Source organism: Demequina maris (genome assembly GCF_000971155.1).
Lineage (GTDB): Bacteria > Actinomycetota > Actinomycetes > Actinomycetales > Demequinaceae > Demequina > Demequina maris.
On sequence record NZ_BBLX01000017.1, the window covers coordinates 1 to 18,910 of the forward strand.

23 protein-coding genes and 1 rRNA gene are annotated in these 18,910 nt (G+C 71.7%); 13 read left to right on the forward strand and 11 right to left on the reverse strand.

Annotated features, from left to right (window positions below; translation table 11 throughout):
- The first annotated feature begins 22 nt into the window (after nt 1–22).
- From rrf to AOM02_RS13725, 6 genes are all read left to right on the forward strand, one after another.
- Nucleotides 23–139 (forward strand): 5S ribosomal RNA (gene rrf, locus AOM02_RS13700).
- Nucleotides 140–314: 175 nt separating this feature from the next.
- Complete coding sequence (locus AOM02_RS13705) at nt 315–2,048, forward strand: AfsR/SARP family transcriptional regulator (protein WP_062300256.1); 1,734 nt, start codon at nt 315–317, stop codon at nt 2,046–2,048.
- Between the two features lie 153 nt (nt 2,049–2,201).
- Complete coding sequence (locus tag AOM02_RS13710) at nt 2,202–2,474, forward strand: hypothetical protein (RefSeq protein WP_062300258.1); 273 nt, start codon at nt 2,202–2,204, stop codon at nt 2,472–2,474.
- Between the two features lie 49 nt (nt 2,475–2,523).
- Complete coding sequence (locus AOM02_RS13715) at nt 2,524–2,763, forward strand: hypothetical protein (RefSeq protein WP_062300260.1); 240 nt, start codon at nt 2,524–2,526, stop codon at nt 2,761–2,763.
- Nucleotides 2,764–2,797: 34 nt separating this feature from the next.
- On the forward strand, nt 2,798–3,040 hold the full coding sequence (locus AOM02_RS13720; RefSeq protein WP_062300264.1) for a hypothetical protein: 243 nt from the start codon (nt 2,798–2,800) through the stop codon (nt 3,038–3,040).
- Nucleotides 3,041–3,362: 322 nt separating this feature from the next.
- Nucleotides 3,363–4,418 (forward strand): zinc-binding dehydrogenase, encoded by a 1,056-nt coding sequence (locus AOM02_RS13725; RefSeq protein ID WP_062300268.1) that lies wholly within the window; start codon nt 3,363–3,365, stop codon nt 4,416–4,418.
- Between the two features lie 64 nt (nt 4,419–4,482).
- Here the strand turns inward: AOM02_RS13725 and AOM02_RS13730 are convergent, their stop codons facing one another.
- Nucleotides 4,483–5,463, reverse strand: a complete 981-nt coding sequence (locus tag AOM02_RS13730; protein ID WP_062300271.1) for a dioxygenase family protein — start codon at nt 5,461–5,463, stop codon at nt 4,483–4,485.
- A gap of 271 nt (nt 5,464–5,734) precedes the next feature.
- On the opposite strand from AOM02_RS13730, the gene cimA reads away from it, so the two are divergent.
- Both cimA and lplAB read left to right on the forward strand, forming a co-directional pair.
- Nucleotides 5,735–7,336 (forward strand): citramalate synthase, encoded by a 1,602-nt coding sequence (gene cimA, locus AOM02_RS13735; protein ID WP_062300273.1) that lies wholly within the window; start codon nt 5,735–5,737, stop codon nt 7,334–7,336.
- Between the two features lie 173 nt (nt 7,337–7,509).
- The gene (gene lplAB / locus AOM02_RS13740; protein ID WP_062300275.1) at nt 7,510–8,562 is read left to right on the forward strand and encodes a lipoate-protein ligase LplAB; all 1,053 of its coding nucleotides are present in this window, start codon (nt 7,510–7,512) and stop codon (nt 8,560–8,562) included.
- Nucleotides 8,563–8,670: 108 nt separating this feature from the next.
- Here lplAB and AOM02_RS13745 read toward each other — a convergent pair whose 3' ends face one another.
- From AOM02_RS13745 to ybaK, 4 genes are all read right to left on the reverse strand, one after another.
- Nucleotides 8,671–9,390 (reverse strand): VIT1/CCC1 transporter family protein, encoded by a 720-nt coding sequence (locus tag AOM02_RS13745; protein ID WP_062300277.1) that lies wholly within the window; start codon nt 9,388–9,390, stop codon nt 8,671–8,673.
- 114 nt (nt 9,391–9,504) lie between these two features.
- Complete coding sequence (locus AOM02_RS13750; protein ID WP_062300279.1) at nt 9,505–9,846, reverse strand: YciI family protein; 342 nt, start codon at nt 9,844–9,846, stop codon at nt 9,505–9,507.
- A gap of 104 nt (nt 9,847–9,950) precedes the next feature.
- Complete coding sequence (locus tag AOM02_RS13755; protein WP_062300282.1) at nt 9,951–10,685, reverse strand: YggS family pyridoxal phosphate-dependent enzyme; 735 nt, start codon at nt 10,683–10,685, stop codon at nt 9,951–9,953.
- Entirely contained in the window at nt 10,685–11,185 is a 501-nt protein-coding gene (gene ybaK, locus AOM02_RS13760) for a Cys-tRNA(Pro) deacylase (RefSeq protein WP_062300284.1), read from the reverse strand. The genes AOM02_RS13755 and ybaK overlap by 1 nt, the downstream gene beginning before the upstream one ends.
- Nucleotides 11,186–11,250: 65 nt before the next feature.
- Here ybaK and rnhA point away from each other — a divergent pair, with 65 nt between their 5' ends.
- The 4 genes from rnhA to AOM02_RS13780 all read left to right on the forward strand — a co-directional run bounded on the left by rnhA (nt 11,251) and on the right by AOM02_RS13780 (nt 13,972).
- Nucleotides 11,251–11,697 carry a ribonuclease HI gene (rnhA, locus tag AOM02_RS13765; RefSeq protein WP_439644645.1) on the forward strand — a complete coding sequence of 149 codons (447 nt, stop codon included), beginning with the start codon at nt 11,251–11,253 and terminating at the stop codon, nt 11,695–11,697.
- A gap of 174 nt (nt 11,698–11,871) precedes the next feature.
- The gene (sqr, locus tag AOM02_RS13770; protein ID WP_062300285.1) at nt 11,872–13,104 is read left to right on the forward strand and encodes a type III sulfide quinone reductase, selenoprotein subtype; all 1,233 of its coding nucleotides are present in this window, start codon (nt 11,872–11,874) and stop codon (nt 13,102–13,104) included.
- A gap of 8 nt (nt 13,105–13,112) precedes the next feature.
- Nucleotides 13,113–13,427 carry a TusE/DsrC/DsvC family sulfur relay protein gene (locus AOM02_RS13775; protein WP_062300288.1) on the forward strand — a complete coding sequence of 105 codons (315 nt, stop codon included), beginning with the start codon at nt 13,113–13,115 and terminating at the stop codon, nt 13,425–13,427.
- Between the two features lie 11 nt (nt 13,428–13,438).
- Nucleotides 13,439–13,972, forward strand: a complete 534-nt coding sequence (locus AOM02_RS13780; protein ID WP_062300290.1) for a DsrE/DsrF/DrsH-like family protein — start codon at nt 13,439–13,441, stop codon at nt 13,970–13,972.
- Here AOM02_RS13780 and AOM02_RS13785 read toward each other — a convergent pair.
- The 6 genes from AOM02_RS13785 to AOM02_RS13810 all read right to left on the reverse strand — a co-directional run bounded on the left by AOM02_RS13785 (nt 13,969) and on the right by AOM02_RS13810 (nt 17,903).
- Entirely contained in the window at nt 13,969–14,730 is a 762-nt protein-coding gene (locus AOM02_RS13785; protein WP_062300293.1) for a glycoside hydrolase family 16 protein, read from the reverse strand. The genes AOM02_RS13780 and AOM02_RS13785 overlap by 4 nt on opposite strands.
- A gap of 1 nt (nt 14,731) precedes the next feature.
- The gene (locus AOM02_RS13790; RefSeq protein WP_062300294.1) at nt 14,732–15,562 is read right to left on the reverse strand and encodes a CPBP family intramembrane glutamic endopeptidase; all 831 of its coding nucleotides are present in this window, start codon (nt 15,560–15,562) and stop codon (nt 14,732–14,734) included.
- Nucleotides 15,563–15,609: 47 nt separating this feature from the next.
- Nucleotides 15,610–16,488, reverse strand: coding sequence for a hypothetical protein (locus tag AOM02_RS13795; protein ID WP_062300296.1), 879 nt, complete (start codon nt 16,486–16,488; stop codon nt 15,610–15,612).
- 42 nt (nt 16,489–16,530) lie between these two features.
- Nucleotides 16,531–17,223, reverse strand: coding sequence for an NYN domain-containing protein (locus AOM02_RS13800; protein WP_267127690.1), 693 nt, complete (start codon nt 17,221–17,223; stop codon nt 16,531–16,533).
- 114 nt (nt 17,224–17,337) lie between these two features.
- The gene (locus AOM02_RS13805; RefSeq protein ID WP_082105111.1) at nt 17,338–17,661 is read right to left on the reverse strand and encodes a type II toxin-antitoxin system RelE/ParE family toxin; all 324 of its coding nucleotides are present in this window, start codon (nt 17,659–17,661) and stop codon (nt 17,338–17,340) included.
- Nucleotides 17,658–17,903 carry a type II toxin-antitoxin system ParD family antitoxin gene (locus AOM02_RS13810; RefSeq protein ID WP_062300298.1) on the reverse strand — a complete coding sequence of 82 codons (246 nt, stop codon included), beginning with the start codon at nt 17,901–17,903 and terminating at the stop codon, nt 17,658–17,660. The genes AOM02_RS13805 and AOM02_RS13810 overlap by 4 nt, the downstream gene beginning before the upstream one ends.
- 102 nt (nt 17,904–18,005) lie before the next feature.
- Here AOM02_RS13810 and AOM02_RS13815 point away from each other — a divergent pair, with 102 nt between their 5' ends.
- A complete protein-coding gene (locus tag AOM02_RS13815; RefSeq protein ID WP_062300299.1) occupies nt 18,006–18,902 on the forward strand; it encodes an EamA family transporter in 897 nt (298 codons plus the stop codon).
- Nucleotides 18,903–18,910: the final 8 nt, after the last annotated feature.

The following is an 18,910-nucleotide window of genomic DNA, read 5'->3' on the forward strand; positions in this document are numbered from 1 at the left end:
CCTCACAATAGTTCCATAAAGTTGCCGCAGCCATAGCGGGAGGGAAACGCCCGGTCCCATTCCGAACCCGGAAGCTAAGCCTCCCAGCGCCGATGGTACTGCACTCGCGAGGGTGTGGGAGAGTAGGACGCTGCGGCGCACTCATTAGAAAGGCCCCCGACACCGTCGGGGGCCTTTCGCATTTCTACCAGGAGAATCACGTCTCAGGTGATGGCGGTCGACGAGGCCCGTCGTGTCGGGCCGAACTCACCGGGGCCCTTTCGAAACGGACGAACCGGACGTACGCTGAGTGGCGTGAGTGGAGAGCGGGAGCGGTGCTCTCGGTACGCCTGATCGGTCAGCCCCGGATACTGCGCGATGGCCTCACCGTCCCCGGCCCGCGCGGTGCTAAGTGCTGGGCGCTTCTCGCCCGCATCGTCCGGTCTCCGGATCCGCTGTCGCGCCAGCAGCTCGTCAACGAGCTGTTCTCGGAGGCGGACGACCCCATGGGTGCCCTGCGCTGGGCGCTCGCTGAGCTCCGCCGCCGGCTGGGCCTCCCCGAGGCGCTGCTGGGCAACCCGATCGTGCTGAACCTCGGTGAGGGCACCGAGCTCGACGTCGACGTGGTGGCCTCCGGCCGGCTTCCGGACCCGGTCCCGCGCGGGGCGCTCCTCGAGGGCATCGAGGTGCAGGCCTCCCCGGCCTTCGACACCTGGCTGCTCGTCGAGCGCCAGCGCGTGGCGGGCGACGTCATCGGTGCGCTCCGCAAGGAGGCCCTGCGCGCACTCTCGGCTCACGACCATCCCCGGGCGCTCACTCTCGCGTCGGCGATGGTCGACACGGCGCCCCTCGAGGAGGGGCCGCACGTGCTCCTCGTGAAGGCCTTCATCGCCTCGGGCGACCGCATCTCCGCCCACCGCCACGTCGCGGCGACGGAGCAGGCCTTCATGCGCGAGCTCGGCGCGCCGCCCAGCGCGGCCCTCAGTGCCGCGGCGCGGCCGCCCGTCACCCCGAATACTGCGGGCGTGTCGTCGATCGCCACGGCCCAGTCCCTCCTGACCGCCGGGAGGGCCGCGGTCGGCGCCGGCGCCGCCGGGAGCGGCATCGCCACGCTCCGCGGGGCCGTCGCGGCCGCCGAGGGCGCCGGCGACGGGCTGCTCACCGCATCGTGCCTGTTCGAGCTCGGCAGCGCGCTCGTGCATGCGGCACGCGGCTACGACGACGAGGGCGCGATCGTGCTCGACGCCGCACGTGCCGCGGCGACGACCGCAGGGGAGCAGGAGATCGCCGCTAAGGCGCTCGCCGAGCTCGCCTACGTCGACGTCCTCGCGGCCCGTCGCGAGTGCGCGGTCGAGGGTCTGCAGCTCGCGTGGGAGGTCGCCGGGCCGTACCCCCGGGTCAAGGCCGCCGTGGCGGCCTACGACGCCGTGCACCTGTCCGACTGGGGCCGTCTCGACGCCTCGCTCGAGCGCTTCGATGAGGCGATTGACCTCTGCCGGGAGACGGGCAGCGTCAAGCGTGGGATCTGGGCGATGTCGCACGCCGCCCGCGCCGCCTACCTCGCGGGGTGGCTCGCGGCAGCCGAGAGGTGGGCCAAGGAGGCGCAGCGTCAGGCGCAGAGCGAGGGGTGGACGGCCATCCGGCCGTGGCCCGAGGCGTGGCACGCGCACGTGCGCCTCGCCAAGGGGGAGGCGCCCGCGCTCGTGCGGACGGACATCGAGTCGTCCTACGCTCTCGCCCGCCAGCTCGAGGACCCGTGCTGGGAGGGCGTCACCGCCAAGGTGATGGGCCTGACGTACGTCGCCGAGGGCGACATGGAGGCGGCGATGCCGTGGCTCGAGCACGCGGGGACCGCGTGCCGGCGCATCAACGACTCGTACAAGTGGCTCGAGGCCGAGGTGCAGGTCACCGACGCCGAGGTGGCGCTCAAGGGCGGCGATGGCGAGCGTGCCCGCGCGCACGCGGAGCTCGCCCTCCAGGTCGCGGCGCGCGGCGACATGCCGCTGCTCCTCTCGCGCGCGGAGGCCGTCCTCGACGCGCTCCGCGGCAAGGTCCCGCAGCCCGCCTAGCCTCCTGCGCAAGACTTTTCTGCGCGCATCGTCCCTCGTAAAGAGGTGACTTCGCAGAAACTTCGAGAATGTGTGCTGCGTCACACGACCCTTCACACGCGCCGCGCGCACTCTGGCATCGACACCGAACGAACGCAGAGAGAGGAGGGTGTCATGTCCATCCAGATCACCGCTAACGACCTCGGGCCCACGCTTGCCGAGGAGGGCACCGCGGCGCACCGCGAGGAGGTCGAGCGCCTCGCTGACGCCGTCCGCGGCTTCGCGCCCGGCGCGGCCGCTGCGCTCGTCGACTGGGCCGGCACCGAGATCTCGCGCCTCCGGGCGTGGGCCGTCGCCCGCTCCGCGCTCATGGAGCGCATCGCCGACGCGCAGGCGCAGGCCGAGGCCGCCGCCACCGGCCGAGGCGCCTTCCGTCTCATCGCCTGACCGGCCACATCACGCCATCGTCAACCGTTCTTGAAGAAGAGGATCAGCAATGTCCGCACACACCGTCCGTCCGTTCGGAGCCGAGGGCGTCGTCGCCCCCGCGCCGAGCGACCTCGCCGGCCGGGTCCGCGACTCCCTCCGAGCCGTCTCCGACCGCTACGCCGCCGCGCGCGCCCGCCGCCGCGAGCGTTCCCGCGTCGACCGCGCCAGCCACCTGCCGCCGGCCGATGTGATCGTCCAGAACCTCGGTGACTCGTTCACCCTGCCGCTGCACTCACGCCTGCTGTGACCGTGCCCCGGCGCGACATCCAGGGAGAGGGATCATGACCATCGCCGCAGAGCGCCCCTACCGACCGGGGCTCCTCACCGACCTGCCGCATCTGCACCACCGCCTTCGCGCGGCGCGGCACCGGGACGTGGCAGCGGAGGCGCGCAAGCACGCTCGCCAGGAGCACCACCACGAGATGGTCGTGCTGCACGAGCGCGAGCTCCAGCACGACCCGAGGGACTGGCGTGCGCGCCACACCCTCGACTCGGGCGGCATCAGGCCGTTCATCATCTGCTGAGTGTGGGGGGAGGGGACGGACCTCGCCGGGAGGCGACATCCGGTCCACCCACCAGACTCGGGCAGCGACGCACGAGGCACGATCTCGCCGGGAGGCGACGTCACGCCCGTCCACCGCGAGCATCGACCCGGCGGGGACGATGCGGCACCCCGGAGCCGCATCGTCCCCGCTTTCGCATGCCCCGGGTGGCATTGAGTGCCAATTTGGGCTAGCGTGCACGCGTTGCAGTCGCGGCAAGGATGCCGTGGCACGCATCCGACGCGTTCCCAGTCCCCCCTGCCGCGCATGCGTCGGCGCGGCGTCGGAAGTACAGGAGTCCCCCATGAAAGCTCTGCGCCTGCACGGCGTCCGCGAGGCCGTCGTCGAGGAGATCGCCGAGCCCACGGTGCGTCCCGGCACCGTGAAGATCAAGGTCGAGCACGCCGGCATCTGCGGCAGCGACCTTGCCCTCTTCGAGCAGTTCATGTTCCCGAACGAGTTCGTCCACCCCCTGTTCGGCTGCTCCGGCCCGCACGTGCTCGGTCACGAGTTCGGCGGCCGCGTCGTCGAGCTCGGCGAGGGCGTCGACGGCCCGGCCGTCGGCACGCTCGTCGCCGTCCGTGCGAACCGCTGGTGCGGCGAGTGCGAGGCCTGCCAGGCCGGCGCCGGCAACCGCTGCGTCGCGTGGGGCTTCACCGGCATCAACGGCGGTGGCGGCGGCTTCAGCTCGCACGTGGTCCTCAACGCCGACCAGGTCTTCGCGTTCCCGGAGGAGCTCGGCTCGCAGGTCGCCGCGATGGTGGAGTCCACGGCCGTGGCCTGGCACGCGACCAAGCGCGTCGGCGATGTCGCCGGCAAGCACGCGCTCGTCGTCGGCGCGGGCCCCGTGGGCCTCGCGGTCGTCATGTCGCTCAAGGCGCGCGGCGCCGAGACCATCGTGGTGTCCGAGCCCGGCGCGGCGCGTCGCGCGCTCGCCGAGCAGCTCGGCGCCACCGCGGTCGACCCGCGCGAGAGCGACCCGGTCGCGCTCATCAAGGAGCTCACCGGCGGCGTCGGCGCCGACGTGTCGTTCGACGCGTCGGGCGTGGGCCGCATCACGTTCGACACGGCGGTCAACGGGCTCCGCACGGGCGGGACCGCGGTGTACGTCGCGGTCGCGCACGGCGAGTTCCCGGTCGACGTCAACGCGTTCGTCATGTCCGAGAAGTCGTTCACCGGCTCGTTCGGCTACACCGACGTCGACTACGCCGAGACCATCGAGGCGATGCGTGCGGGCGCGATCGACCCGCGTCCGCTCATCAGCTCGGTCATCGAGCTCGACGACATCGTCGAGAACGGCATCAAGCACCTCCTCGGCGAGGGCCGCAACACCGAGATGAAGATGCTCGTCGCGCCGTAGCGCGACATGGCACGGGGACGATGCGGCGGTCACGCGACCGCCGCATCGTCCCCTTTCCCGTGTGTCAGGACGGGGGAGCGCTCGGCGGCTCGCCGCCGTCGCCACCGGGACCGCCCTCCGGCCGGTCCCCGCCCGGGGCGCCGCCGCCCCCGCCGGCCATCGTGCCGGAGGTCGGCTTGGTCGTCGTGTCGATCGGCACCGTGAGCGTCGACGTGTAGCCCGCGTCCACGCCGCCCTTGAAGGCGCCCATCTGGTGCACGCCGCTGTCGTCGCCGAAGACGTTGTCGGAGGCCAGGGTGATCTGCGCGAGGTTGCCCGCCGAGCCGTCGTAGTCGGACTGCTCGTAGACCGTGTCGAGCACGTTCTGCGGGAACGCCATCTGCGACGTCGCGATCGCCTTCGACGAGTCCTCGATGTCGTCGACGCTCGGGTAGACCTCGAAGTGGATGTGCGTCCAGCGCCCCGTGTAGCAGCCCGGCATCACGGAGGTGAAGGTCACCTCGCCGTTGTCGTCGGTGACCTGTACGCCGCGCAGCCACGTCTCGTCGGTCACGCCGTCCGAGTACATCGAGTAGAGGCCCGCCGCGCTGCAGTGCCAGGCGTAGACGGCCGCGCCGACCATGGGCACGCCGCCGTTGGCCATGTCGTGCACCGTGAAGGTGAAGTCGAGAGGGACGCCGGGGACCGGGTCGCCGCCCGCGATCGAGGTGCGGATGTCGCGGCGCACGATGCCGGACTCCTCGAGCACGTCGGGGCCGTTGGAGCCGTCGCCGGGGTACGGACCCGCGGTCTCGTCGGGGATCTCCGTGAGGCCGTCCGAGGCGGCGGACGATGCGGTGGTCGTGGTGGCGCTCGGCGAGCACGCGGCGAGCACCGCCGCGCCGGTGCCCAACCCCATGAGCCGCACCACGCCGCGGCGCGACATCAGGGTGGTGAGGTCGAAGGAGATGCCCTGGTCGACGACCTCCTCGTCGGGACGGTCGAGCAGACGGCCCTCGTAGGCCGGCCCCTGCGGGGTCGGGACGGGTTCGGGGATGCGTGCCATGGCGTGCTGCCTCTCTCGCGGGACGGGGACGGTCGGTGCCTGAGGCCGCCGACCTGCGGCCAGTCTGGCGGGCGGTCCTCCAGGTTTGCTGTGAGGTTCCGGGCAGGTGCCTGCCGCATCGTCCCCGTGGTGTGCCACAATGGCCCCGATGCGTACCGCGATCATCATTCTGTAGCGCGTCGGGCCACCCCCCGACGCGCAGCCTCCCGCACCCCTGGGAGGCTTTTTTGTTGGGGACGCGGGCCGCGCCGGACTTGAGGAGCTGACCACCATGACGGATCTCACGGTCGAGATCTACGACACCACCCTGCGCGACGGCGCGCAGCAGGAGGGCATGAACCTGTCCGTCGCGGACAAGATGGGGATCGCCCCGCTGCTCGACGAGCTGGGCGTGGGCGTGATCGAGGGCGGCTGGCCGGGCGCGGTGCCCAAGGACACCGAGTTCTTCGGCCTCGTCGCCAAGGAGCTGTCGTTCAAGAACGCGCAGTTCGCGGCCTTCGGCATGACGCGACGCGCCGGGACCTCGGCGGCCTCCGACCCGCAGGTGCGGGCGCTGCTCGACTCCGAGGCGCCCATCATCACCCTCGTCGCGAAGTCCGACATCCGTCATGCGGAGCGCGCGCTGCGCGTCTCCGGCGACGAGAACCTCGCGATGATCGAGGAGACCGTGGCCTTCCTCGTGGGCGAGGGGCGGCGCGTCGTGCTCGACGCCGAGCACTTCTTCGACGGCTACGTCTTCGACCCCGAGTACACGATCAAGGCGCTGCTCGCCGGCGAGGCAGGCGGCGCATCGTCCCTGGTCCTGTGCGATACGAACGGCGGAATGCTGCCGGACGACGTCACCCGCATCGTCACCGAGGTGGGCGCGCGGACCTCGGCTCAGCTGGGCATGCACGCGCACAACGACTCGGGCTGCGCGGTCGCGAACTCGATGGCCGCGGTGGCCGCCGGCGCGACGCACGTCCAGGGCTGCGTCAACGGCTACGGCGAGCGCACCGGCAACGCGGACCTCGTCGCGGTGGCCGCGAACCTCGAGATCAAGCGCGGCGTGCGCGCGCTCAAGGGCGACGGGCTGCGCGAGTCGACGCGCATCGCGCACACCATCTCCGAGATCACCAACATCGCGCCGTTCGCGCGCCAGCCGTACGTGGGCGCCTCGGCGTTCGCGCACAAGGCGGGCCTGCACGCGTCCGCGATCAAGGTCGACCCGGACCTGTACCAGCACACCCAGCCCGAGCACGTGGGCAACGACATGCGCATGCTCGTGTCCGAGATGGCCGGCCGCGCGTCGATCGAGCTCAAGGGCAAGGAGCTGGGCTTCGACCTCACCGGTCAGCCGGAGCTGCTCGGCCGGGTCACCGACCGCGTCAAGCATGCCGAGGCGATGGGCTACACGTTCGACGCCGCGGACGCGTCCTTCGAGCTGCTGCTGCGCTGGGAGCTGGGCGACGCGCCCAAGTACTGGGACACCGAGACGTGGCGTGTGCGCGTGTCGTCCGCTCCGGGCAACCCGCGCGACGCGGACGCCGAGGCCGTCATCAAGCTCCGCGCGGGCGGCGGCCAGCGCTTCGTCACGGTCGGCGAGGGCAACGGTCCCGTCAACGCCCTGGACCACGCGCTGCGCACCGCGCTCGCGGGGGCGTACCCGGAGATCCAGCGCTTCGACCTGACCGACTTCAAGGTCCGCATCATGGACGCCGCGCACGGCACCGACGCGGTGACGCGCGTGCTCATCACCACGGTCGACACCGAGACGGGCACCCAGTGGCGCACCGTGGGCGTCGGGCCGAACGTGATCGAGGCGTCGTGGGAGGCGCTCACCGACTCGCTGTTCTACGGCCTGCTCAAGGCGGGGGTCACGCCGAACCCGTAGCCGCATCGTCCCGCCGCCGCCTTCCGCAAGTCACACCTCTGACGACCGGTGCGCCACGATCCGTGCGGCGCCGCGCGCTCACGTGCCGCCAGATGTGTGACTTGTGAACGCGGCGCGCAGCGGTGAGGGAGGGGCGTCCCGGGCACTCGTCCGCGCGGGGGAGAATTGACCCCATGCATGGCGAGTACAAGGTTCCTGGCGGCAAGCTCGTGGTCGCGGATGTCGAGCTCGACTCCGCGGCCGAGACGATCGACCGGGTGGTGATCTCGGGCGACTTCTTCCTCGAGCCCGCGGAGGCGATCCTCGACATCACACGCGCGCTGTCCGGCCTCTCCGCGACGGCGACGGTGTCGCAGATGGCGGCGGCGGTGGCGCGCGTGTCCGAGGGCGCGCAGTTCATCGGCTTCACCCCGGAGGCGGTCGCGATCGCGGTGCGTCGCGCGCTCGGCCACGCCACCAGCTGGCACGACCACACGTTCGACGTCATCCATGACGTGCCGCGCGAGCCGTACATGCAGATGTCGCTCGACGAGGTGCTGTCCGAGGAGGTCGCCGCCGGCCGTCGCGGCCCCACGCTGCGCGTGTGGGAGTGGGCGAGCAACGCCGTGGTGATCGGGTCGTTCCAGTCGTGGCGCAACGAGATCGACGACGAGGGCGCCGCCAAGCACGACATGACCGTCGTGCGACGCGTGTCCGGCGGCGGCGCGATGTTCATCCAGCCCGGCAACACCATCACCTACTCCCTCCACGTGCCGACGTCGCTGGTCGAGGGGCTGAGCTTCGAGCAGTCGTACGCGTTCCTCGACGACTGGGTCCTGGGCGCGCTGCGCGAGCTCGGCATCGAGGCGACCTACGTGCCGATCAACGACATCGCCTCGCCCGCCGGCAAGATCGCGGGCGCCGCGCAGAAGCGCTACGTCGCCGGCGCGGTGCTCCACCACGTGACGATGGCGTACGACATCGACGCCGATGCGATGCTCGAGGTGCTCCGCATCGGCCGCGAGAAGCTGTCGGACAAGGGGACGAAGAGCGCGAACAAGCGCGTCGACCCGCTGCGCAGCCAGACCGGCATGGAGCGCGCGGACGTCATCGCGGCCTTCCTCGACCACTTCCGGTCGCGCTACGCGACGCAGGCGGGCGCGGTCACGGAGGCCGAGGTCGCCGAGGCGGAGGCGCGTGTGGACTCGAAGTTCGCGACCGAGGAGTGGCTCAAGCTGGTGCCGTAGCGCGGCGCACGCTCAGCGGTACCGCAGGGCCTCGTCGAGCCCGGATCCGCACCGTCAGCGGTACGGCTGGCAGGGGTGGCGGGTCGAGACCGGACGATGCGGCTTGCCCTAGACGTGCACGCCGAAGAACGAGCCGATCCCGTAGGTGATCACCATCGCCAGCGAGCCGCCGATCACGTTGCGCACGATCGCCCGCAGGCGCGGCGCGTGGCCCAGGCGCGCGGACACGGTGCCCGAGATCGCCAGCGCGACGATCACGACGGCGAAGGTGAGAGGCGCCTTGAGGTCGTGCGGCGCGAGCACGGCGGTGAGCAGCGGGAAGATGCCGCCGAGCGTGAAGGCGCCGAGCGAGGCGAAGGCCGCGTGCCAGGGGTTGACCAGCTCCTCGGGGTCGATGCCGAGGTGCGCACGGGCGTGCGCGGCGAGAGGGTCGTGCGCGGTCTGCTCGATGGCCGCCTGCCGCGCGGTCGCCTCGGACATGCCCGTCTCCATGTGCAGGCGGGTGAGCTGCTCGAGCTCCCACTCGGGCCGGTGGTCGTGCCACGCCCTCTCGCGCTCGAGCTGCGCCTGCTCGGCGTCGCGCTGGCTCGACACGGAGACGTACTCGCCCACGCCCATCGACAGCGCGCCCGCGGCGATGCCGGCGACGGCGGTGGTGAGGATGATGCTGGCGTTGTCGGTGGCCGCGACCACGCCCACGAGCAGCGCCGCGACGGACACGATGCCGTCGTTGGCGCCCAGCACGCCCGCCCGGAGCGCGTTGAGGCGACCGGACACGGCCTCCTCGTCCGGGAACGATGCGGTGGGGTGGGTTTCCGACTGAGTCACCTGTCAAGCGTAGGAACATCGGTGCTGGTTCCGCCAGCAAGCGAAACCTTCCCTAACTTTCGGGGATGCCCTCCGGGAAGGCGGCGGCGGGGCGTCCCCTGCATCGTCCCGCGGCTAGTCCTCGCGCAGCTCGCGCACCTCGACGGGGAGCCGCAGCGCGCGGCTCGCGCGTTCGGCCCACACGATCGCGTCGCCCATGCTCGTCGCGTCGATGACCCAGAACCCGCCCTGCTGCTCGGGCCCGTCGAGGTACGTGCCGGGCGTGGTCTCGGCGCCCTCGGCGTCCGCGGCCACCACGCGGGCCTCCGGGGCGGGGGCGAAGCCGCCGGCGCTCACCCACGCGCCGTTGTCGCGCATCTCCTCGTTGAGCGTCTCGACCTCGGCCATGATCTGGGGGAGGTCGTCGGGCACCGGGCCGGCCGTGTCGTAGTACATCGCGAGGTGGTAGTGGGGCATGGACCCTCCTTGAGCACGCCCCCCTCGGCGGCACTCTGCCAGGCGTCCCCGCCAGTCTCACACCGCGGACGGCGCCGCGCGAGCCGGGCGCCCGGCGGTTCGGGTCAGGTGTAGGTGCGCTCGCCCATCACCGCGGTGCCGACGCGCACCATGGTGGCGCCCTCCGCGATCGCCCACTCGAGATCCTGCGACATGCCCATCGACAGCTCCCACGCGGAGCCGAGCCCGATCGAGCCGCGCTCCGAGCGGATGAGCGCCTGGTCGCGGATCTCGCGCAGCCGCGCGTAGCCCTCCCGCACCGCGGCCTCGTCGGGCGAGTTGAGCCCGATCGTCATGAAGCCGGTGACGGTGAGCGCCGGCAGCGCCTGGACCGCGGATGCGATCGCGAGCGCCTCGTCGGGGTGCACGCCCGCCTTGGACTCCTCGCCGGACACGTTGACCTGGATCATCACGTCAAGGTCGCGCTCGGCCTCGAGGCACAGCCGTGACAGGCGCTCCGCGAGACGCGCGTGGTCGACGGTCTGGACGCACTCGGCGAAGCTCACCGCGGTCGCGGCCTTGTTCCGCTGCAGCTGGCCGATCACATGCACCCGGGCGCCGACCGCGGCGAGGGCCTCGCCCTTGGCGTCGAGCTCCTGCATGCGCGACTCGCCCACGAGGGTGCCGCCCGCGCGGACCACCGCGGCCGCCGCATCGGCGTCCCACGTCTTGGTCGCGACGAGCACGCGCACGCCGGATCCGGCGCGACCGGCCGCGGCCTCGGCGATGTGGACGCGCGCCTTCACCTGCTCGAGGGCGGCGGCGTAGTCCCAGCCGGCGGGGGTGGGGGAGAGGTCCATCAGGCGTCCTTCGCGATCGGGGCCGCGACCGCGCGGGTCACGGCGAGGAGGTCGGCGGGCGCGAGGCCGATGTCGAGGCCGCGCCTGCCTCCCGAGACGTACACGGTGTCCCACAGCTCGACGGTCTCGTCCACCGCGGTCGGCAGCGCCTTCCGCTGGCCGATGGGGGAGATGCCGCCCACGACGTAGCCGGTGGCGCGCTCCGCGTCGGCGGGCGGCGCCATCTCCGCCTTCTTGCCGCCGAGCGCGTGCGCCAGCGCCTTGAGGTCGAGCATCCCGGACACGGGCACGATGCCCACGGACAGCCGTCCGTCGACGTACGCGCACAGGGTTTTGAAGACCTGGTCCGCCTCCACCCCCAGGGCCTCGGCGGCCTCGAGCCCGTAGCTGAGGTCCGACGCGGGGTCGTGGTCGTACGGGTGCAGGGTGTGAGGCACGCCCGCCTCGATGAGGGCGTGGACGGCGGGCGTGGAGCCGCCGGCGGCGTGCTTGCGGGACATGGGTTCATTGTGGCCGATGCGGCGGGTGGCGCGGCCGATGGCCCGCGCCCGGGTACGGTTTCCGGGTGACCGAGACGCTGACCGATGTGCACATGTGGACCGACGGCGCCTGCAAGGGCAACCCCGGGCTGGGCGGCTGGGGCGTCTGGATGAAGGCCGGCGGTCATGAGCGCGAGCTCTTCGGCGGCGAGAAGGTCACCACCAACAACCGCATGGAGCTCACCGCGGTGATCGAGGGCCTCAAGGCGCTCAACCGCCCGTGCAAGGTCACGCTGCACGTCGACTCGCAGTACGTGAAGAACGGCGCCCAGTCCTGGATGAAGGGCTGGAAGCGCAACGGCTGGAAGACCTCCGACAAGAAGCCGGTGAAGAACGTCGAGCTGTGGCAGGCCCTGGACGAGCAGCTCCAGCGTCACGACATCACGTGGGTGTGGGTCAAGGGCCACGCGGGCGACCCCGGCAACGAGAAGGCCGACGAGCTCGCCAACAAGGGCGCCGCCGCCGCGCGCTGACCTCTGCTCGGGGCGTCGCTGAGCTCCCCGCAGGAGTCACGAACCTCGACAAACTGTCGCTGAGCTCCCCGCAGCAGGGACGATGGTCCCTGTTCGTACACGATCCGCCTGCATACGGTCGGGAGTATCGGGGCCGCCTCCCGGACGCCCCGGACCCAATGAAGGGGGCGCGTGATGCGCAGGCTGCTGATACTCGGAGCCGGCACGGCGGGCACGATCGCGGCGAACAAGCTGCGGCGCATGCTCGACGCGGATGACTGGCAGATCACCATCGTCGACCAGCGAGGCACGCACTTCTATCAGCCGGCCTTCCTGTTCATCCCGTTCGGCAGATACCGGCCGGACAAGGCGCGCCGTAAGGCGGCACCCCTCATCCCGGACGGCGTCACCCGCATCCAGGCGCAGATCGACCGCGTCGACGCGGACGCCCGCACGGTCGCGCTCGAGGACGGCACGGTGCTGCCGTACGACTACCTCATCGTCGCGACGGGCACCTCCCCGCACCCCGAGGAGACGCCCGGCATGGAGGACGACTGGCACGGCGCCGTGCACTCGTTCTACACGTTCGACGACGCGGTGGCGCTGCGGGAGGCCCTCGCCGGCTTCACCGGCGGCCGGCTGGTGGTCCACATCTCCGAGATGCCCATCAAGTGCCCGGTGGCGCCGCTCGAGTTCACGCTGCTGGCGGACGACTACTTCAAGCGCCGAGGCATCCGCGACAAGGTCGACATCACGTTCGTGACGCCGCTGTCGGGGGCGTTCACCAAGCCCGTCGCGGCGGCCGCCTTCGGCGACATGCTCGAGACGCGGGGCATCGCGGTCGAGCCGGACTTCATGATCGAGAGCGTCGACGCGGAGGCGCACAAGGTCGTGTCCTTCGACGAGCGCGAGGTCCCCTACGACCTGCTCGTGACGGTCCCGGTGAACAAGGGCGCCGCTTACGTCGGCAGGTCCGGCCTCGGCGACGAGCTCGACTTCGTGCCCGTCGACCACCACACCCTGCGGCATGCCGAGCACCCGGAGATCTTCGCGGTGGGCGACGCGGCCGCGGTCCCCACGTCCAAGGCGGGCGCCGTCGCGCACTTCGAGCTCGACGTGTTCCCCGAGAACTTCGTCCGCATCATCAACGGCGAGGAGCCGGTCGAGAGCTTCGACGGCCACGCCACCTGCTTCATCGAGTCGGGGGCGGGCAAGGCCATGCTCATCGACTTCAACTACGACACCGAGCCGCTGCCGGGCATGTTCCCGGTGCCGGCGGTGGGCCCGCTCCCGCTGCTCAAGGAGTCCCGGTTCAACCACTGGGGCAAGCTCGCGTTCGAGCCCGTCTACTGGTCGATGCTGCTTCCCGGCCGACCTCTCCCGCTACCCGCCCACATGTCGATGCGCGGCAAGCGCGTCCCTGCCTAGGAGGAGACATGAGCACCACCACCCTTGCCGGCCGCGAGATCCACGTCGATGCCGAGGGCTTCCTCACCGAGTACGACGAGTGGGACGAGACGCTCGCCCAGCAGCTCGCCGACCAGATCGGCGTCGAGATGACCCCCGAGCACTGGGACGTGATCCGGTTCCTGCGCGCGGACTACGCCGAGACCGGCACGACGGCCACCACGCGGCGCGTCAACGCCGTCGGCGGCTTCCCGGTCAAGCAGCAGTTCGCGCTGTTCCCGAAGAAGCCGGGCAAGAAGATGTCCTACATCGCGGGCCTGCCCAAGCCCGCCGGATGCGTCTGAGGAGGCGCGCCATGACCGACACGCAGACCCAGCCCGCCGTCGTCCCGGACTTCGGCGACGACGCGGAGACGGACCGCAAGCTCGTCATCATCTGCTCGAAGGGCAACCTCGACATGGCCTACCCGGGCCTCATCCTCGCCAACTCGGCGCTGGGAGAGGGCATCGCCGTCGACCTGTTCTTCACCTTCTGGGGCTTCGACATGATCACCAAGTCGCGTCAGCAGAAGCTCACGTTCACCCCGGTCGGCAACACCGCGATGCACCTGCCCATCGGCGGGCGCATGCCGCAGTGGCTGTCGCCGTTCCCCGGCATGACATGGGTCGCGACCAAGATGATGAGGAAGCAGATCGACGACCTCGGGGTGCCCCCGGTCGACGAGTTCCTCGATCAGATCGTCGCGTCGGGCGGACGCCTGTGGGCGTGCAAGATGAGCGCCGACATGCAGAAGCTCACCCTGGAGGACCTGCGGGACGACGTCGAGGACATCATCACCGCCGCCGACTTCATGGACCTCTCGGAGGGCGCGCAGACGCTGTTCATCTAGTCGTCGGTGCGCAGCCGGACCTCGCGGATCGTGGCCGCCTTCGGGTACGCCGCGGGGTCGCGGCGCCCGTGCGGGAACTCCCACAGGTCGAGCATGAGCTGCAGCGGGTAGCTGAGCACCTGGTCGGTGCCGTAGATCTCGACGCCATCGACGGAGACGCGCACGCCCTCGGAGTCCCACGCGGCGCCGTACGTGTGGGGCGCCGTGGCGTCCATGGCCAGCACGACGTCGCGCAGGTCCGTGACGAGCCGCGGGTCGTGGTGCGCCTTGACCCCGGTCCTGATGACGGACGATGCGGCGGTCACCTTGTCGCCGAAGACCTCGGCGACGCAGATCTCGCCCGAGTCGTCCGGCCCGGTGGACTCGTGGCCCACGAGCCAGATCCCCAGCATGCAGGTGGGGTCCGCGCTCGCGGACGCGACCACCTCGACGGCGCCGGCGCGCGGCGGCGCCCACAGCCGCCGCATCGTCCTCTCCGTCACGACACGCAGGTCGCGGCCGATGCGGTGCTGGCCCACCGCGGACCCGAGCGGGCCGGCGAACTCGCCGGTCTGCACGTGCGAGACGCGGAAGTCGCCGTCCTCGGGCCGCCATTCGTGCTGGTCGTGCTCGATGAGCAGCTCCAGGCCGCCGTCGGTGAAGCGGTAGCGCGCGCCCGAGCGCTCGGGGGTGGTCCAGTGCGGGAGGTAGTCGGGCACCCACAGAGCCGTGTCGAGGGGATCGCCCTCGAAGCGCTCGATCCGGTCCCACGTGCTCATGTCAGGCCTCCGCGTCCACGGGCTCGGGCTGCCGGGTCAGGCGCCGCGGGCCCCACACCACCACGATGACGGCCGCGAACGCGACCTGCACGGCGAAGCCGGTCCAGCGCCCCTCGGCCGTGGTCCAGTACGGCACGGCCGCGCCGACGATGTTCGCGACCGCGTGGAACAGGATCGCGATCGACACCGTGCCGCCCGTGTTGACGAAGAGCCACGTGTAGAGCACCGCGAGCACGATCTGCTGGAGCACGAACTCGTGGATCGGGATGGCCGCCTGCACGGTGCCGTCGATGAGGTGCAGCGGGAGGTGCCACACGCCCCACGCGGCGCCGAGCATGACGCTCGCCGTGAGCGGCCGGTGGTACCGCAGCATCGGGCCGAGCGCGAAGCCGCGCCAGCCGTACTCCTCGGGCGCGGCGTTGAGCAGGAGGATCATGAGGAAGGTCGGGACGATCGCGACCAGCGGCAGCCCGTCGTCCCACGTGATCTCCTGCCCTGTCACGGCCATGACCGTGACGGTGACGAGCGCCATCGCGGGCGCCAGCAGCAGGGTCGGCACCAGCCAGCGCGGCGCGAAGCCTCCGCTCCAGCCGCGCCGCAGGAGCGCGCGCACCGCCGGACCGCCGCCGGCCCGGCGGGTGAGGACGATGGCGGCGATGAACGGGCCGAAGGGACCCACGATGCCGAGGATGCCGACCGCGTCGGGCAGGTCGAGCACCCCGGTCGAGTCGAGCACGGACGGCAGCCACGCCGCCCACGAGATCGCGAACGCGAGCACGAAGAACGCGAGCAGCTCGCCGAAGGTGATGTCGCGTCCGGGGCCGTCGTTCATGCCTGTCGACCCTAGCCAGGCGCCGCGGACCGCGACAAGGGCGCCCGTCAGGCCTCAGCGAGCTCCCGCAGGCTCACGATCGCGGCGACGATGCGGGCGCGCAGGTCCGCGCCGCGCGCCGCGAAGTCCCGCTGCCGGTCCGCGTACTCGCGCTTGCCCTGCGGCGTCTCCACGGCGATCGCCTCGAGCCCGTACGCGGACACGTCGTAGGGCGAGGCCTGCATGTCGACCCGGCGCACCTCGAGCGCGAGCGCGAAGGCCTCGAGCTGGAGGCTCGACGGGACCGCCGGGGCGAGCTTCACGGCCCACTTGTAGAGGTCCATGGTCGCGTGGAGGCAGCCGGGCTGCTCGAGCGCGACCTGCGTCTCGCGGGTGGGCTGCAGCGCGTTGAGCGGGCGCGCGTCCGGCGTGAAGAAGCGGAAGGCGTCGAAGTGCGAGCACGCGATCGGGTGGGACTCGACCACCGCATCGGTTCCCGCCTGGCCCAGCCGCAGGGGCAGGGGATGGCGGATGTCAGCGCCCGCGCGGTAGGCCATCGCCCATTCGTGCAGGCCGAAGCATCCGAGCCGCGCCGGCCGGGCCGCGGTCGCGCGCAGGAGCCGCTCGATCTGGTCGAGCGCGGGGCCCCGTGCCTCCAGGAAGGCCGCGACGTCCACGTCGGTCCGCCCCGCGGAGGTCCGGTAGAAGCGCCACGCGGCGTGCTCCGGTGCGTCCTCGAGCACCACGCCGGGGCCCGGGTGCCAGCGCCGCAGGTGCGCGGGGCGCGTCGCGTAGTACTCGAAGAGGAAGTCCTCGATCGCGTGGCGCTCGCCGCGGCCCTTGCGCGCGCGGTGGCCCGCCGTGAGGGCGTCCGCCTCGGCGGCGTGCGCGGTGGCGAGCGGCTCCCACTCGGCACGCGCGAGCGTGGGGGAGCCGAGGATGGTCATGGGCTCCATTGTCACCCGCGCGGGCGGCGACGCGGTCCGCTGCTACTTGTGCCGGACGTATGCGTTCGGGGTCTTGCCCTCACCCATCTCGCGCGACTCGACCTCGTAGAGCCGATGGGCCTGCATAAGGTCCTTGAGCTTGGAGAAGCCCCACGTGCGTGAGTCGAAGTCGGAGGCGAGCCGCGACAGGTTCTGCCCCACAGAGCCAAGGTTGGCCCAGCCGTCGTCGCCCGCTGCGGCCTCGACGGCCTCGGCCAGCAGGCGGTCGAGCTGCGGATCCCGCTTGAGCGTGGGCTTGCTCGCGGCGGTCGGCGCGGTCTCGGACGGGTTCAGGTTCTCGACGTAGACGAACGTGTCGCAGGCGGCGACGAACGGCTTGGGCGTCTTCCGGGCGCCGAACCCGTACACCGTGAGCCCCTCCTCTCGGATGCGCGCGGCGAGGCGGGTGAAGTCGCTGTCGCTCGACACCAGGCAGAACGCGTCCACGTTTCCCGCGTGGAGGAGGTCCATGGCGTCGATGATGAGGGCGCTGTCAGTGGCGTTCTTGCCCGTGGTGTAGCCGAACTGCTGGATCGGCTGCACCGAGTGCTCAAGCAGCTGTGCCTTCCAGGAGTTCAACTGGTTGGATGTCCAATCGCCGTAGGCCCGGCGGACTCCGGCCGTCCCGTACTTCGCGATCTCGGCGAGCAGGCGCTCGAGATCCTTGGCGCTCGCATTGTCGGCGTCGATCAGCACCGCCAATCGTGCGGCGTCAGTTGCCCCTGGCACGTGTACCCCCTCGATGGTCCTGAAGCCAGCGTGCTGCACCGTGCGTCGGAAGCGGTGCAGCACACACGGGTCCGTCCGCAGTCACGAACGGTCGGCGAGCTCCTCGGGGAGGTCTCGCGCGGTGTGCAGGACCCGATGGATCCGAAGGACGTCGGCGTCCGCGGTGTAGAGGATGACGTAGGGGAATCGCGGCAGCGTCAGCCCGCGCAGGTCGGGGATCGACGTCACGATCGCGAACCGGGTCGACCCGATCGACGGGTTGTCGGCGAGAACCGCGATCGAGGACTCGAGCGCGTCGATGAACCCGAGGGCGACCTCCACACCCGCCACGGTGACGTAGTGCGCGATCGCTGTCGCGAGGTCCTCGTCGGCCCGGTGCGTGGTGACGGGACGGCCGCCGCTCATGCGTCGGGGTCTGCGATCCCTCGCGCACGGTCGCGGAGCGCCTCGAAGTACGCCGAGTCGAGCACGGAGCCCTCGCCCGAGCTCATGCCGTCGAGCACCGCTGCGCGGAGGCGCAGCCGGTCCTGCTCACGCCGGATGAGCTCACGCACGAACTCGCTGCTGGTCCCGTAGCCGCCGTGGGCGACCTGGGACTCGACGAAGTCCTTCAGCGAGTCGGGCAACGACACGTTCATGGTGGCCATCCGCCCACGGTACGCGCCGTGGCAAATCTTGTCATCGGGGTGGGCAGGGGCAGTCGCTGAGCGGTGCGCGGTCGCGCCGGCTCGACCTGCCACTCTTGTCCCGTGCCCACCGACTCCCGGCTCGCGACCGCCGCGCCCTTCCTGGTCCTCGTGGGCCTGCTGTGCCAGGAGGCCGGCGCCGCCGTCGCGGTGATGGTCTTCCCGCAGGCGGGCCCGGTCGGGATGGTGGCGCTGCGGCTGGTGTTCTCCGCGTTGGTGCTCCTGGTGATCGCGCGCCGCACGCTGCGCGGCGTGACGCGCGCACACTGGCGGCTCGTGGCCGGCTACGGGCTCGCGCTCGCCGCGATGAACGTGCTGTTCTACCTCGCGATCGCGCGCATCCCCCTGGGCATCGCGGTGACGATCGAGGTGCTCGGGCCGCTCACGCTCAGCGTCGTCGCGAGCCGCAGCCTGCGCGGTCTGCTGTGGGCCGCGACCGCGGCGGCCGGGGTGCTGCTGCTGGGCGGCACCGCCCACGACCTCGACCTGCTGGGCGTGGCGTTCGCGGCGGGTGCCGCCCTGCTGTGGGCGGTCTACATCCTCATGGCGCGCGCGGCGGGCGCGGCGATGCCGGGTCTCACCGGGATCGCGCTGGCGATGAGCGTCGGCGCCGTCGTCACGCTGCCCGCCGCCTTCGCGGTGGTCGGCACCGCGCTGCTCGACCCCGCGATCCTCGCGCTGGGCCTCGCGGTCGCGGTGCTGTCCTCGGCGATCCCGTACGGCATCGAGATCACGGCGCTCCGCCACATGAGGGCCGAGACCTTCGGCGTGCTCATGGCGCTCGCCCCCGCGCTCGCGGCCGTCACCGGCCTGGTGCTGCTCGGCCAGGCGCTCACCGTGAGCGTCGCGGCGGGGATCGTCCTGGTCACGGTCGCGGGGGTCGGCGCGGTGCGCACGGCCCCGACCCCGGCGCGCGTCGAGGGCCCGGACGATGCGCCCATGCCGCCGTCGCCCGCCTGACGCGGGAG

Excerpts from the sequence above, each read along its gene's own strand:
- AOM02_RS13710 (WP_062300258.1), top strand. The coding sequence starts at position 2,202 with ATGTCCATCCAGATCACCGCTAACGACCTCGGGCCCACGCTTGCCGAG.
- AOM02_RS13715 (WP_062300260.1), top strand. The coding sequence starts at position 2,524 with ATGTCCGCACACACCGTCCGTCCGTTCGGAGCCGAGGGCGTCGTCGCC.
- AOM02_RS13720 (WP_062300264.1), top strand. The coding sequence starts at position 2,798 with ATGACCATCGCCGCAGAGCGCCCCTACCGACCGGGGCTCCTCACCGAC.
- AOM02_RS13725 (WP_062300268.1), top strand. The coding sequence starts at position 3,363 with ATGAAAGCTCTGCGCCTGCACGGCGTCCGCGAGGCCGTCGTCGAGGAG.
- AOM02_RS13730 (WP_062300271.1), bottom strand. The coding sequence starts at position 5,463 with ATGGCACGCATCCCCGAACCCGTCCCGACCCCGCAGGGGCCGGCCTAC.
- cimA (WP_062300273.1), top strand. The coding sequence starts at position 5,735 with ATGACGGATCTCACGGTCGAGATCTACGACACCACCCTGCGCGACGGC.
- lplAB (WP_062300275.1), top strand. The coding sequence starts at position 7,510 with ATGCATGGCGAGTACAAGGTTCCTGGCGGCAAGCTCGTGGTCGCGGAT.
- AOM02_RS13750 (WP_062300279.1), bottom strand. The coding sequence starts at position 9,846 with ATGCCCCACTACCACCTCGCGATGTACTACGACACGGCCGGCCCGGTG.
- AOM02_RS13755 (WP_062300282.1), bottom strand. The coding sequence starts at position 10,685 with ATGGACCTCTCCCCCACCCCCGCCGGCTGGGACTACGCCGCCGCCCTC.
- ybaK (WP_062300284.1), bottom strand. The coding sequence starts at position 11,185 with ATGTCCCGCAAGCACGCCGCCGGCGGCTCCACGCCCGCCGTCCACGCC.
- sqr (WP_062300285.1), top strand. The coding sequence starts at position 11,872 with ATGCGCAGGCTGCTGATACTCGGAGCCGGCACGGCGGGCACGATCGCG.
- AOM02_RS13775 (WP_062300288.1), top strand. The coding sequence starts at position 13,113 with ATGAGCACCACCACCCTTGCCGGCCGCGAGATCCACGTCGATGCCGAG.
- AOM02_RS13780 (WP_062300290.1), top strand. The coding sequence starts at position 13,439 with ATGACCGACACGCAGACCCAGCCCGCCGTCGTCCCGGACTTCGGCGAC.
- AOM02_RS13785 (WP_062300293.1), bottom strand. The coding sequence starts at position 14,730 with ATGAGCACGTGGGACCGGATCGAGCGCTTCGAGGGCGATCCCCTCGAC.
- AOM02_RS13790 (WP_062300294.1), bottom strand. The coding sequence starts at position 15,562 with ATGAACGACGGCCCCGGACGCGACATCACCTTCGGCGAGCTGCTCGCG.
- AOM02_RS13795 (WP_062300296.1), bottom strand. The coding sequence starts at position 16,488 with ATGACCATCCTCGGCTCCCCCACGCTCGCGCGTGCCGAGTGGGAGCCG.
- AOM02_RS13805 (WP_082105111.1), bottom strand. The coding sequence starts at position 17,661 with ATGAGCGGCGGCCGTCCCGTCACCACGCACCGGGCCGACGAGGACCTC.
- AOM02_RS13810 (WP_062300298.1), bottom strand. The coding sequence starts at position 17,903 with ATGGCCACCATGAACGTGTCGTTGCCCGACTCGCTGAAGGACTTCGTC.